The sequence below is a fragment of the Vibrio proteolyticus NBRC 13287 genome, assembly GCF_000467125.1.
Classification (GTDB): Bacteria; Pseudomonadota; Gammaproteobacteria; order Enterobacterales; family Vibrionaceae; genus Vibrio; species Vibrio proteolyticus.
The window spans coordinates 1-12,658 of the sequence record NZ_BATJ01000033.1; the positions used below are offsets into that span (position 1 = coordinate 1).

The following is a 12,658-nucleotide window of genomic DNA, read 5'->3' on the forward strand; positions in this document are numbered from 1 at the left end:
CAAAAGCGGCGCAAAGTGCGCCGCTTTAGGTTAATCATTTCAGGGCCTTGCCGTCAATCTTACTTGTAAACAATCTGCCCAGACGGGGCAAACTTGTTGACGTCAATCGGGCTGTGAGACTGGAGGAACTCTTTGAGCACTTCAGCATCAACAAAACCGGTATTGACGTACCCTGGATGGGTATTGATCTTCGGATAGCCATCGCCGCCCGCCGCGTTGTAACTTGGCACCGTAAAGCGGTAAGTCTTGTCCATGCGCAGCTGTTTTCCGCCGATAAACACATGCGACACCTGACCGTTTTCAACCGTCATAGAGATACCGGAAAATTGAGCATAAGCACCCGAATCGACCGGTTTGGTAGCAACCACATTAAGGTAGTCCATCACTTCTTTACCGGTCATGTCGGTGTACGTGACGATGTTGCCAAACGGCTGTACTTTCAGTACGTCTTTGTAAGTCACATCTCCAGCTTCAATGGAATCACGCACGCCGCCTGAGTTCATGACCGCAAAATCCGCATTCGCGCGCTCCATATGAGAAGCCGCAATCAAACGCCCAAGATTCGTTTGCTCGAAACGCACCACATTGCGATCGCCTTCCAGCTTGCCATTGGTTTCAGCAATCTTCACATTCAATTGAGCCTGACCTTTTTCCTGATAAGGGCGCAGGAAATCAAGCATAGTGGCGTCCTGAGCGATTTCATCCTGAATAAACACCCGTTGTTTCTCACCGTTGAGTTCCACTTTCTTCTTCAGGTTAACCGGGATCAGGTTATAGCTGACCATGTTCAGTTCACCGTTGCGGAACTCATAATCAGCACGGCCAACGTATTTGCCCCACTCATGCGCCTGTACGATGTAGGTGCCGTTCTGAACGTCCGGCTTACACTCATCACCCGGTTGGAAGTGCTTGTTGACCACGTTCGGTCCTTCCATACACACCGGCTCTTGTGAGTGACCGCCAACAATCATATCCAGATCGCCATGGCCAAGGAAACGCGCTAAAGCGACATCACCCGGCGCGTTCACTCCCCGTTGACCGTCTTCGTAGTGCCCCATGTGCGTCACGGCAAAAATCAGATCCGGTTTTTCGTTCTCTTTGAGCTCAGCGATCAATGCTTTGGCTTCTACTTTCGGGTCGCGAAATTCAATGCCATTGATGAATTCTGGGTTGCCGATCTTCGCAGTGTCTTCTGTTGTCAGGCCGATCACCGCAATTCGAATCCCCTGCTTATCGAACATCTGATACGGTTGGAACAAGCGTTTGCCTGTTTTTTTATCGTAAATATTCGCCGACAACATCGGGAAATTCGCCCACTCTTCCTGCTTGAACAACACTTCAAGCGGGTTATCAAACTCATGGTTTCCGAGCGCCATGGCGTCATAGCCGATCTTGCTCATGCCTTTGAAATCCGGCTCCGCATCCTGCAAATCCGACTCAGGCACTCCGGTGTTGATGTCGCCACCGGACAACAGCAGCACACTGCCGCCTTCGGCTTCGATTTCGCTTCTCAGGTCATCAATCAGCGTTTTACGTGCGGCCAGGCCGTACTCGCCGTATTTGTTCTGCCAGAAGCGGCCATGATGGTCGTTGGTGTGTAACACCGTCAGTTTGTAAGTGGTGTCGCTTTGCCACTCGTGGGCGGGTTGCGACGCACAGCCTGCAAGGGCTGCCAGAATTGCTGCGCTTAGCGTTGTTTTTAGAATTAGGCCTTGCTTCATTGTTGTCATACCTTTGAACTTGTTTGGAATCCACTGCCGTCTTGTCTGACACTACGATGGTCACTCTCTGAAACCCAGACAAAACTTGATTCAGTCTAAAGTAACCTTTTCATGCTGACAGCCTGATTTCATAGTTATGTCGTATGGATCATGTTAATTACCACCGCCAACTGCAATCGGTTGTCTGGATTACACAAACGATTTTGGTGGATCACTGGCAATCGTTTACCTCAAACCAGGGGAGATCAGGCATAAAAAAACCGACGTCGTCGTCGGCTTTTTATTCAGCAGAACATTTAGTTGATGTCGATCTGCTCAAAGCTCTTGATCAGATCATCCAGCGCTTTCATCTGCGCCAGGAATGGTTCAAGCTTATCCAGTGGTAATGCCGATGGGCCGTCACATTTTGCCTGATCCGGATTGGGGTGCGCTTCGATAAACAGACCAGCAATGCCCGTTGCCAGACCCGCTTTTGCCAGTTCCACCGTCTGCTCACGACGACCGCCTGATGCCGCGCCACTTGGGTCGCGCATCTGCAGTGAGTGCGTCACGTCAAAGATGATGGGGCTACCTTGCGAGGCGTTTTTCATCACACCGAAACCCAGCATATCCACGACCAGATTGTCGTAACCATGACATGAACCGCGTTCACACAGGATGATTTGCTCGTTACCACACTCCGCAAATTTCTCGACAATGTTGCCCACCTGCCCCGGACTCATGAACTGAGGTTTCTTAACATTGATCACCGCACCGGTTTTCGCCATCGCTTCCACCAGATCGGTCTGGCGCGCCAAAAAGGCTGGCAACTGAATCACGTCAACCACGTCAGCCACCGGCTGAGCTTGTGCTTCGGTATGAACGTCCGTGATGATCTTAACGCCGAAGGTATCTTTCAGTTCCTGGAAGATTTTCATGCCTTCTTCCAGACCTGGACCACGGTAAGAGTTCACTGAACTGCGGTTGGCTTTGTCAAACGACGCTTTAAACACGTACGGGATACCCAGTTTGTCGGTCACCTTCACGTAGTGCTCACAGATCTGCATTGCCAGATCCCGTGATTCCAGCACGTTCATTCCGGCAAACAGAGTAAACGGCTTATCGTTAGCAACAGGAATATCACCAACGTGAACAACTTTTTGTTCCATTTTTATCTCTCTTTAGTCTGGGTTAATGCACGGTGATGGCGTTTTCACGCATGGCATTCACCTGATTCTTTAATAGTTCAGCCGCAGGGTCGTCCGGGCATTGATCGATAAAATACTGATAGTCCATCAACGCAATCTGGTGGCAATCTAACTGCTGATAAATAAAGCCACGGTCGCGGATTTCATACGGATCATCGGGCACAAACGTCAGCGCCAGATCGGTACATCTCAAGGCCAGAGTATAGCGCTCCTCACGTAACAGCGCACTTTTCAGCACTGCCAGCCAGCGCCCAATCACAGTCGGGTTATCAACCGTTTTAAGATGCTCGCTTTTGAGCTTTTTCAGCGGACCGCTGTGGCCAATCAACCAGGACTCCAGAGTATGCCGAGAAACATACTCCCCATCAAATGGGTTGAGGTAACGCTCTGGCTCACCGTACCAGCAAACCTTGATTAAAAACTGAGTCGGAAACGTCACCGCTTCGACCGGGAAACCGAGTTTACGTCCAAAATACAGCAGCAGTGCGCCCAGACTGACCGGGATACCTTTACGTCGTTCCAGAACCTTGTCGATAAACGCGTTACTGGAATCAAAATAAGCATCCTGATCGCCGCGAAATCCCCAGTCGAAGTAGAACAGGCGCAGAAATGCGTCAAAACGCACTTGCTCATCGGCCTCGTTCACCAAGGCCAGTTCGGCGTCTTTCAGCAGCCGTTCCAGCTCTCGCTCTGCCCAACTGACCTTCGTTTGCGGATTCACAGCCTGATTGAGGATCAAAGCCCCTTCTGCCAGTTCGATCGCATCAAAGTCTTCATCAAATAACTCAAGCATTCATCGATTCCGCTTAGCCTAAAAACATCGGCACTTTGGTTACAGCCACTTTACCGGCCATCAACAACCAACCCAGGGCACCAAAGAAGGAGAAAGTACGCAGCAGCTTGTTACGGCCCAGTTTCAACGCAAAAAAGCCCAGCGCAATGTACGCCAGTACACAGGTCAGCTTTTCAGTCATCCAGGGCGCTGCAGGTGTAAACGGAATAAATCCGGTAATAAACACCAGACCAATCCCGGACAACAACAGAAACGTATCGTTGATGTGGGGAAAGACTTTAAGAAACTTCTTTTCCAGAATGGGAGAATTCGCCATCATCAGTGCATAACGCACAGACAGTAGGGTGGCGCTGAGCACGATCGTCAGCAGGTGAAAATGTTTTAATCCTTCGTACATAATATTCTCTTTGTTACTGCGGCAAGAATTGTCCGAATGTTACCCGGTCGTTGCCGCCATAGTCCTGTTCGGTATTGACTTGGTGATAACCCAATGCGCTCAGTATCTCACGCACCGCCTTGCCCTGGTCATAGCCATGCTCAAACGCCAGCCATCCCTGAGGTTCGAGATAAGCTCTGGCGTGCGTGGCAATGTGACGAATATCCGCCAGCCCTTGCTCTTGCGCGACCAGCGCAGACTTAGGCTCAAAACGAACGTCCCCTTCAGACAAGTGCGGATCGCTTTCTTCAATGTATGGCGGGTTAGAGACAATCAAAGCAAACTTTGTACCCGCTTCCAGCGGTTCAAACCAACTGCCAGCCAAAAAGGTGGCATTGCCAATACCTAACTGACGGGCATTGTCCGTCGCCAACGCCTGAGCTTCCGGGCGCAGATCAATACCAATGACGCGGCGGGTTGGCAACTCTGACGCCAGAGCCAACGCAATCGCGCCGGTCCCCGTTCCCAGGTCCAGAATGTCGCCACCGTCTGACGCGGTTATCGCCAACGCCACTTCGACCAAACGCTCAGTGTCTGGTCGCGGGATCAATGTCGAAGGCGATACTTGCAGCGGCAGTGACCAGAACTCACGTACGCCGACAATATACGCCACCGGCTCACCTTGTCGGCGGCGAGTCAACAAGGCCTCAAACGCCTGCAACTCCGATTCGCTGAGCGCTTTTTCCGGCCAGGTCAGTAAAAAAGAACGCGGTTTGTCGAGCGCGTGACACAGCAGCACCGCCGCATCCAGTGAAGGAGAGTCACTGCCACTCTCCTTCAGTAGTTGCGTTGCCGTCTTGAGTGTGTTTTCGACGCTGTTTGGGTCTGACATCGGTTAGTTGGACTCGGCCAGAGCCGCCAACTGATCGGCTTGGTGTTCCTGAATTACCGGGTCAATCAAACTGACCATATCCCCTTCCATCACTTCACTTAAGCGGTAGATGGTCAGGTTGATACGGTGATCCGAAACGCGCCCTTGCGGGTAGTTGTAAGTACGGATCCGGTCACTGCGATCGCCCGAGCCAAGCAGGTTACGACGGGTATCAGACACTTCCGCCGCCCGCTTGGCCTCTTCCGCCTGGATGATACGGGCCGCCAACACCGCCATCGCTTTGGCTTTGTTTTTGTGTTGCGAACGCTCATCCTGACACTCCACCACGGTTCCGGTCGGCAAGTGGGTGATTCGAATGGCAGAGTCGGTGGTGTTGACGTGCTGACCACCCGCGCCCGACGCACGGAAGGTATCAATCTTCAGATCGCTGGCTTTGATTTCCGGGATTTCGGCTTCGGGGATCTCCGGCATGACGGCCACCGTACACGCCGACGTGTGCACACGGCCCTGAGATTCCGTGGCCGGTACACGTTGTACGCGGTGACCACCCGATTCGAACTTGAGGATACCGTAAGCGCCATCGCCTGCCACTTTGGCGATCATCTCTTTGTAGCCACCGTGCTCGGACTCGCTGGCCGACATCACTTCGATACGCCAGCCTTTTTTCTCTGCAAACTTGCTGTACATGCGGAACAGGTCACCGGCAAAAATACCGGCTTCGTCGCCGCCCGCACCAGCACGGATCTCCAGAAAACAGTTGCGGTCGTCGTTCGGGTCTTTCGGCAACAGCAGAATTTGCAGCTCATCGCTCAAGCGTTCGATTTCCGCTTTGGCCTGTTTGATCTCGTCTTGCGCCATCTCGCGCATTTCAGCGTCATCTTCCTGCGCCATCTCTTCGGCGGCGGCCAGGTCTTCCTGTGCTTGCTGGTAAGCCTGGAAGCACTTGGTGACTTCCTCAAGCTGAGAGTACTCTTTGGACAAGGCACGGAATTTGTCCTGATCACCGATCACATCCGGATCGCCAAGCAGGTGTTGTACCTCTTCATAGCGCTCAACCAGGGTTTCAAGCTTTACTAAAATAGACGCTTTCATAAATGTATTTTCTTAACTCGGTTATTGCGGGTCTTCGAGACCCAAGCTTTGTCTGATGACAGTCAGTTTAGCGGGTTCTCCCTGCTCTGCAGCTACCTGCAGTGCTCGGGTTGGGGCGTGAATCAGTTTGTTGGTCAGTTTGTTGCTCAATTCCAGCAACACTTTCTCCGGTTCCGCCCCGGCAGCAAGCGCCTGAAGGCTCTTGCTCAGTAAATCTTCGCGGATATCATTGGCCGCTTTGCGGTATTCACGAATACTGTCCACCGCCTGTAACGAACGCATCCAGCTCATAAAGCCGGCACTTTCTTCGCTGACGATGGCTTCGGCCTGAATGGCCTCGACTTTACGCTGCTCGATATTGTTCTCAACGATCGACTGGAGATCATCGACGCTATAGAGATACGCGTCGTTGAGTTCACCAACCTGAGACTCGATATCACGCGGCACGGCAATGTCCACCAAAAGCATCGGCTGATGACGACGGGCTTTCAGTGCGGTTTCCACCATCCCTTTGCCGATGATTGGCAGTGGGCTGGCGGTGGAGCTGATGACGATGTCCGCGTGCGCCAGATGTTCCGGGATCTCAGGCAAGGTGATCACTTCCGCGCCAAAAGGTTCAGCCAGACTCAGTGCACGCTCTTTAGTGCGGTTCGCCACAATCATGCGTTTGCAGTTGTGACCGGCCAGATGTTTGGCCACCAGTTCTATCGTTTCACCGGCCCCAACCAGAAGTACCGTCGCCTCAGAGAGCGATTCAAAAATGTGTTTGGCTAAGGTACAGGCGGCGTAGGCCACAGACACGGCGTTGCCACCAATGTCTGTTTCGGTACGTACCCGTTTGGCAACCGAGAAGGCTTTTTGAAAAAGCTTCTCCATCGCGGTATCCACCGCTTTGTGCTCTCTCGAATCCGCATACGCCTGCTTGACCTGACCGAGGATCTGAGGCTCACCCAGCACCAGAGAATCCAGTCCGCAGGAAACCCGCATCAGGTGACGGATCGCCGCCTGCTCTTCATGAATATAAATACTGGGTTTAAGATCTTCCGGGCTGACACTGTGAAAGCGCGACAACCAGTCGATCATCTTCGCTTTCCCGGCAGGTTTTACATCACAATAGATTTCAGTCCGGTTGCAGGTGGAAAGGATCACACTGCCGTTGACGATACTGCTTTCCTCAAGTTGCTTTAGTGCCTCAGGCAGCTTATCAGGTCCGAATGCCACTTTTTCGCGCAATTCGACCGACGCTGTATTGTGGTTGATACCAATAGCAAGCAAGGACATGTGTGCAGGATTCTCGATTCAGGAAAGTCAGTAAGGTCGGAATTTTACTTGATGGCCAGATTTATTAAAAGGGTCAGGCCGATTTCTTTCCTGACTCCGTGAGATCAATGATATAGTTAGCTCATTCAAAACGATACATTGTGCAAATTGCGAGCAACCATGATCAAAATTCGCCAACTTATTCCATTGCTGCTGGCAACCCTGTTATTTGCTGGCTGTACATCCGTTCCCGACAGTATAACCAGCGTCGAATGGCAATCCCATCAGCAGAAACTGGCCAGCATTGACAACTATTTGGTTACTGGCAAGCTGGGATATATTTCCCCCGAGCAGCGCGAGTCTCTCAATTTTCAATGGCGCCATTCCGCAGCCCAAAGCCAGTTACGCCTGACCACCTTTCTCGGTCAAACTGTCCTTAACCTCTCCATCAGCCCTCAGGGCGCCCGTGTCGAAACCTACGACGATCAAGTGTTTACAGACCCCAGTGCCGATGCATTGGTCTATCGCCTCACGGGCCTGGTGATCCCGGTAGAACAGTTGCAAAACTGGTTACTCGGTAACCCGACCAATGCCGACCATTACCTGCTCAATGACACCAACACACTGGCATCGTTAGAAAAACAGGTCAGCTGGCAAAATTGGCATCTGGATTATTTGAGTTATCGTGATGAACCCTTGTCTCAGCAGATCGTTCCGCTGCCGAGCAAAATGAAACTCAAACAAGGTGACACCACACTCAACATCGTGGTATCCAAATGGGTGCTGAATCAATGATCACGCACGCAACCCACTGGCCTTCTCCGGCAAAACTGAACCTGTTTCTTTACATTACCGGCCGCCGCGATACTGGTTATCATGAACTGCAAACCTTGTTTCAGTTTCTCGACCACGGCGACACACTGACAATTAGCGCCAACACCAGCGGCACTATCAGTTTGACCCCCGAGATCCCGGGCGTTACCCTGCAGGACAACCTGATCTGGAAAGCCGCCACGGCATTGCAACAATACAGCAGCTGTCCCTATGGCGCCCATATTGAACTGAACAAGATCTTACCGATGGGCGGTGGCATTGGCGGCGGTTCCTCCAATGCAGCGACCACTTTGGTCGCGCTGAATCATTTATGGCAAACCGGTTTGAGCGATGACGAGTTAGCGCAAATTGGCTTGACACTGGGGGCGGATGTGCCGGTCTTCGTGCGCGGTTTTTCAGCGTTTGCCGAAGGCATTGGCGAAGAGCTGTCTCCAGCCGAGCCGGAAGAAAAGTGGTATTTAGTGGTAAGACCAGAGGTCGCCATTGCTACGGTAGATATATTTACTCACCCGGATTTGACGCGCAATACGCCAAAACGCGCACTGTCAACGCTTCTGGACACGAGCTACGAAAACGATTGCGAAAAAATTGTGCGAATGCTCTACCCAGAGGTTGATAAGCAACTTTCATGGCTGCTACAATACGCGCCGTCTAGGTTGACGGGGACCGGTTCCTGCGTTTTTGCGGAGTTTTCCAGCCAGAAACAAGCGGAACAAATCCTTGCACAACTGCCTGATAATGTCTCGGCTTTCGTTGCTCAAGGGCGCAACATTTCGCCTCTTAAAGCGACTTTGGCCAACTATCAGTCAGCCTGACAGCATACCAACTGTCTATAATTTGGTATCAAACCACTCTATTTACAAACTGGACGCAACCCTGAGGTTTCCACCGTGCCTGATATGAAGCTATTTGCTGGTAACGCAACACCTGAACTAGCCCAACGTATTGCTGACCGTCTTTACATCTCCCTTGGTGATGCAACTGTTTCTCGTTTTTCTGACGGCGAAGTTGCAGTACAAATCAATGAAAATGTTCGTGGTAGTGACGTATTCCTTATTCAATCAACGTGTGCACCAACCAACGACAACCTGATGGAGTTGGTGGTTATGATTGACGCAATGCGCCGCGCTTCAGCAGGCCGTATTACTGCGGTAATCCCTTACTTCGGCTACGCTCGCCAAGATCGTCGTGTACGTTCTGCGCGTGTGCCAATCACAGCAAAAGTTGTGGCCGACTTCCTGTCTAACGTCGGTGTAGACCGCGTTCTGACTATCGACCTGCACGCTGAGCAGATCCAAGGCTTCTTCGACGTACCGGTCGACAACATCTTTGGTACGCCAGTTCTGCTGGAAGACATGGAATCTCGTGGCCTTGAAAACCCAGTAGTGGTTTCTCCAGACCTGGGGGGTGTTGTACGCGCTCGTGCGACAGCTAAAGCCCTGGGCGATATCGACATTGCTATCGTTGATAAGCGCCGTCCGCGTGCCAACGTGTCTGAAGTAATGAACCTGATTGGCGACGTGGAAGGACGTGACTGCGTCATCGTTGACGACATGATCGACACCGGTGGCACACTGTGTAAAGCCGCCGAAGCGCTGAAAGAGCGTGGCGCTAAACGCGTATTTGCTTACGCTACTCACGCTGTGTTCTCTGGCAACGCTGCACAAAACATCAAAAACTCGGTACTGGACCAGGTTATCGTGACCGACTCCATCTCACTGTCTAAAGAGATGGCCGCGACCGGTAAAGTGACCACGCTAAGCCTGTCTCGTATGCTGGCTGAAGCGATTCGCCGCATCAGCAATGAAGAGTCTATCTCTGCGATGTTCAACTCGTAATTCGAGTTCAGCCTTACTGAGAATAAAGCACCTCCTGATGAGGTGCTTTTTGTTTTCCGCTCTGTTGAATGCGTGTGCGAATCTCGCGACACGCAACTTTTCTGTGTTATCATACGGCGCTTTTTGAGATACCAGAGAGATCCCGTCTTGAGTCAAGAGATAAAATTGCTGGTTGGACTGGCGAACCCAGGCCCTGAGTATGCAAAAACTCGCCATAATGCTGGCGCTTGGGTCGTGGAGGAACTGGCTCGTGTTCACAACATCACGTTGAAAAACGAGCCGAAGTTTTTTGGTCTGACCGGTCGAATCACCATGAACGGTCACGATCTTCGTCTGCTTATCCCGTCCACCTTCATGAATTTATCCGGTAAAGCCATCGCCGCATTGGCCAAGTTTTACCAGATAAACCCGGAAGAAATCATGGTCGCGCACGATGAACTGGATCTACCTCCGGGTGTCGCTAAGTTTAAAAAAGGTGGTGGACACGGCGGGCACAATGGCCTGCGCGATACCATCAGTAAGCTCGGCAACAACAAAGATTTTTACCGCCTGAGGATTGGCATTGGCCATCCGGGGCACAAAGACAAAGTTTCCGGTTATGTGTTAGGCAAGGCACCTGCAAAAGAGCAGGAATGTCTTGACGCGGTGGTGGATGAATCGGTCCGCTGCCTGGACATCTTAGTCAAAGATGGTCTGACAAAAGCACAAAACCGCTTACACACGTTCAAAGCTGAATAAAGGTTACTATCATGGGTTTTAAATGTGGCATCGTTGGTTTACCAAACGTTGGTAAATCAACTCTGTTTAACGCACTGACTAAAGCTGGCATCGAAGCGGCTAACTTCCCGTTCTGTACTATCGAACCAAACACGGGCGTGGTTCCTGTGCCAGATCTTCGCCTGGACGCATTGGCGAAAATCGTTAACCCACAGAAAGTACTGCCGACCACTATGGAGTTCGTGGACATCGCAGGTCTGGTTGCAGGCGCATCAAAAGGTGAAGGCCTGGGTAACAAGTTCCTAGCGAACATCCGCGAAACTGACGCGATCGGTCACGTTGTTCGTTGTTTCGAAAACGACAACATCGTACACGTTGCGGGTAAAGTCTCTCCAATTGAAGACATTGAAGTGATCAACCTGGAACTGGCTTTGGCTGATCTGGATTCGTGTGAACGTGCGATTCAGCGTAACGCTAAGAAAGCCAAAGGTGGTGACAAAGACGCGAAGTTTGAACTGACGGTACTGGAAAAACTGTTACCAGTTCTGACTGAAGGCGGTATGGTACGCAGCATCGAGATGGCGAAAGAAGAGCTGGCAGCGATCGGTTACCTCAACTTCCTGACTTTGAAACCAACCATGTACATTGCTAACGTCAATGAAGACGGCTTTGAAGACAACCCGTACCTGGACGCCGTGCGTGAATTCGCGGCCAAAGAAAACAACGTGGTTGTGCCTGTATGTGCAGCCATCGAATCAGAAATGGCGGAACTGGAAGACGACGAGCGTGAAGAGTTTCTGGCCGATATGGGCATTGAAGAGCCGGGCCTGAACCGCGTGATCCGCGCTGGTTATGAACTGTTGAACCTGCACACTTACTTCACGGCAGGGGTTAAGGAAGTTCGCGCTTGGACCATCCCTGTTGGTGCCACTGCGCCGAAAGCCGCAGGTAAGATCCACACTGACTTTGAAAAAGGCTTCATTCGTGCCGAAGTTGTGGGCTACGATGATTTCATTCAGTACAACGGCGAATCCGGTGCAAAAGAAGCCGGTAAATGGCGCCTCGAAGGCAAGGAATACATCGTAAAAGATGGCGATGTTGTCCATTTCCGTTTCAACGTCTAATTCCGCCTCTAACGTAGAATTGAACTAATGCCTAAAAAGCCAGCAAATCCGCTGGCTTTTTTTTATTCTTTTGTGATTACTACCGTCCTGCTCACAAATTAACTCATTCAAATCTCGCTGTTTTGTTAGCAGTTTTCGATCATAAACACCGCTCTTTGTTCAAAAAGAAACCGAACGATTGATTTGTCTGGATTTATTTAAAAAAACTATTGACGGTTCTGGCTCAACTCCGCATAATGCGCCCCGTTCCCGGCGAGACGGCAACGTCACAACTGGAACAACATCATGGTCATGGCTACGTAGCTCAGCTGGTTAGAGCACATCACTCATAATGATGGGGTCACAGGTTCGAATCCCGTCGTAGCCACCATTTCCTGAATGTTCTTTTAAGAGCATTGAGGAAATATGCGGAAGTGGCGGAATTGGTAGACGCACCAGATTTAGGTTCTGGCGCCGCAAGGTGTGAGAGTTCAAGTCTCTCCTTCCGCACCATGATTTAGATAGCCTTCTGATTTATCAGGAAAAGCTGTCACCTGCAGGTCTATTGCCAAGCGGTAAGGCAGCGGCTTTTGATGCCGCCATTCCCTGGTTCGAATCCAGGTAGACCTGCCATTTATTTAAAAAGCGAAAACTCTGCAAAAAGGGGTTTCACTCGGAGCTAAGATGGTTTATATTGTCTCGCTCCAAAAAGATGGCTACGTAGCTCAGCTGGTTAGAGCACATCACTCATAATGATGGGGTCACAGGTTCGAATCCCGTCGTAGCCACCATTATTCACAGTTATCAGTTTTTACCAATTAACTGGTGACTTTAGAGTTCAAGAC

General features: G+C 51.1%; 12 protein-coding genes and 4 tRNA genes. 9 read left to right on the forward strand and 7 right to left on the reverse strand.

Annotated features, from left to right (window positions below; translation table 11 throughout):
* Window positions 1-59: 59 nt before the first annotated feature.
* From ushA to hemA, 7 genes are all read right to left on the reverse strand, one after another.
* Window positions 60-1,721, reverse strand: a complete 1,662-nt coding sequence (gene ushA, locus VPR01S_RS21465; protein ID WP_021707466.1) for a bifunctional UDP-sugar hydrolase/5'-nucleotidase UshA — start codon at window positions 1,719-1,721, stop codon at window positions 60-62.
* 296 nt (window positions 1,722-2,017) lie between these two features.
* The gene (gene kdsA / locus VPR01S_RS21470; protein WP_021707467.1) at window positions 2,018-2,869 is read right to left on the reverse strand and encodes a 3-deoxy-8-phosphooctulonate synthase; all 852 of its coding nucleotides are present in this window, start codon (window positions 2,867-2,869) and stop codon (window positions 2,018-2,020) included.
* 22 nt (window positions 2,870-2,891) lie between these two features.
* Window positions 2,892-3,701: a SirB1 family protein gene (locus VPR01S_RS21475; RefSeq protein ID WP_021707468.1), complete on the reverse strand. Its 810-nt coding sequence runs from the start codon at window positions 3,699-3,701 to the stop codon at window positions 2,892-2,894.
* A 13-nt stretch (window positions 3,702-3,714) separates the two neighbouring features.
* Window positions 3,715-4,098 (reverse strand): SirB2 family protein, encoded by a 384-nt coding sequence (locus VPR01S_RS21480; protein WP_021707469.1) that lies wholly within the window; start codon window positions 4,096-4,098, stop codon window positions 3,715-3,717.
* 13 nt (window positions 4,099-4,111) lie between these two features.
* Entirely contained in the window at window positions 4,112-4,969 is an 858-nt protein-coding gene (gene prmC / locus VPR01S_RS21485) for a peptide chain release factor N(5)-glutamine methyltransferase (protein WP_021707470.1), read from the reverse strand.
* Window positions 4,970-4,972: 3 nt separating this feature from the next.
* Entirely contained in the window at window positions 4,973-6,061 is a 1,089-nt protein-coding gene (prfA, locus tag VPR01S_RS21490; RefSeq protein WP_021707471.1) for a peptide chain release factor 1, read from the reverse strand.
* Window positions 6,062-6,082: 21 nt separating this feature from the next.
* Window positions 6,083-7,342 (reverse strand): glutamyl-tRNA reductase, encoded by a 1,260-nt coding sequence (gene hemA / locus VPR01S_RS21495; RefSeq protein WP_021707472.1) that lies wholly within the window; start codon window positions 7,340-7,342, stop codon window positions 6,083-6,085.
* A 159-nt stretch (window positions 7,343-7,501) separates the two neighbouring features.
* On the opposite strand from hemA, the gene lolB reads away from it, so the two are divergent.
* From lolB to VPR01S_RS21540, 9 genes are all read left to right on the forward strand, one after another.
* Window positions 7,502-8,116, forward strand: a complete 615-nt coding sequence (lolB, locus tag VPR01S_RS21500; RefSeq protein WP_021707473.1) for a lipoprotein insertase outer membrane protein LolB — start codon at window positions 7,502-7,504, stop codon at window positions 8,114-8,116.
* Entirely contained in the window at window positions 8,113-8,970 is an 858-nt protein-coding gene (gene ispE / locus VPR01S_RS21505) for a 4-(cytidine 5'-diphospho)-2-C-methyl-D-erythritol kinase (protein WP_021707474.1), read from the forward strand. The genes lolB and ispE overlap by 4 nt, the downstream gene beginning before the upstream one ends.
* Window positions 8,971-9,045: 75 nt before the next feature.
* On the forward strand, window positions 9,046-9,993 hold the full coding sequence (locus VPR01S_RS21510; RefSeq protein WP_021707475.1) for a ribose-phosphate pyrophosphokinase: 948 nt from the start codon (window positions 9,046-9,048) through the stop codon (window positions 9,991-9,993).
* A gap of 147 nt (window positions 9,994-10,140) precedes the next feature.
* Window positions 10,141-10,731, forward strand: coding sequence for an aminoacyl-tRNA hydrolase (gene pth / locus VPR01S_RS21515; RefSeq protein WP_040903312.1), 591 nt, complete (start codon window positions 10,141-10,143; stop codon window positions 10,729-10,731).
* 11 nt (window positions 10,732-10,742) lie between these two features.
* Window positions 10,743-11,834 carry a redox-regulated ATPase YchF gene (gene ychF, locus VPR01S_RS21520; protein WP_021707477.1) on the forward strand — a complete coding sequence of 364 codons (1,092 nt, stop codon included), beginning with the start codon at window positions 10,743-10,745 and terminating at the stop codon, window positions 11,832-11,834.
* 293 nt (window positions 11,835-12,127) lie between these two features.
* Window positions 12,128-12,204 (forward strand) — tRNA-Met (locus tag VPR01S_RS21525).
* A gap of 37 nt (window positions 12,205-12,241) precedes the next feature.
* Window positions 12,242-12,326, forward strand: a tRNA-Leu gene (locus VPR01S_RS21530).
* Window positions 12,327-12,371: 45 nt separating this feature from the next.
* Window positions 12,372-12,446 (forward strand) — tRNA-Gln (locus VPR01S_RS21535).
* An 81-nt stretch (window positions 12,447-12,527) separates the two neighbouring features.
* Window positions 12,528-12,604 (forward strand) — tRNA-Met (locus VPR01S_RS21540).
* The last annotated feature ends 54 nt before the right edge of the window (window positions 12,605-12,658 follow it).

Excerpts from the sequence above, each read along its gene's own strand:
- ushA (WP_021707466.1), bottom strand. The coding sequence starts at position 1,721 with ATGAAGCAAGGCCTAATTCTAAAAACAACGCTAAGCGCAGCAATTCTG.
- kdsA (WP_021707467.1), bottom strand. The coding sequence starts at position 2,869 with ATGGAACAAAAAGTTGTTCACGTTGGTGATATTCCTGTTGCTAACGAT.
- VPR01S_RS21475 (WP_021707468.1), bottom strand. The coding sequence starts at position 3,701 with ATGCTTGAGTTATTTGATGAAGACTTTGATGCGATCGAACTGGCAGAA.
- VPR01S_RS21480 (WP_021707469.1), bottom strand. The coding sequence starts at position 4,098 with ATGTACGAAGGATTAAAACATTTTCACCTGCTGACGATCGTGCTCAGC.
- prmC (WP_021707470.1), bottom strand. The coding sequence starts at position 4,969 with ATGTCAGACCCAAACAGCGTCGAAAACACACTCAAGACGGCAACGCAA.
- prfA (WP_021707471.1), bottom strand. The coding sequence starts at position 6,061 with ATGAAAGCGTCTATTTTAGTAAAGCTTGAAACCCTGGTTGAGCGCTAT.
- hemA (WP_021707472.1), bottom strand. The coding sequence starts at position 7,342 with ATGTCCTTGCTTGCTATTGGTATCAACCACAATACAGCGTCGGTCGAA.
- lolB (WP_021707473.1), top strand. The coding sequence starts at position 7,502 with ATGATCAAAATTCGCCAACTTATTCCATTGCTGCTGGCAACCCTGTTA.
- ispE (WP_021707474.1), top strand. The coding sequence starts at position 8,113 with ATGATCACGCACGCAACCCACTGGCCTTCTCCGGCAAAACTGAACCTG.
- ychF (WP_021707477.1), top strand. The coding sequence starts at position 10,743 with ATGGGTTTTAAATGTGGCATCGTTGGTTTACCAAACGTTGGTAAATCA.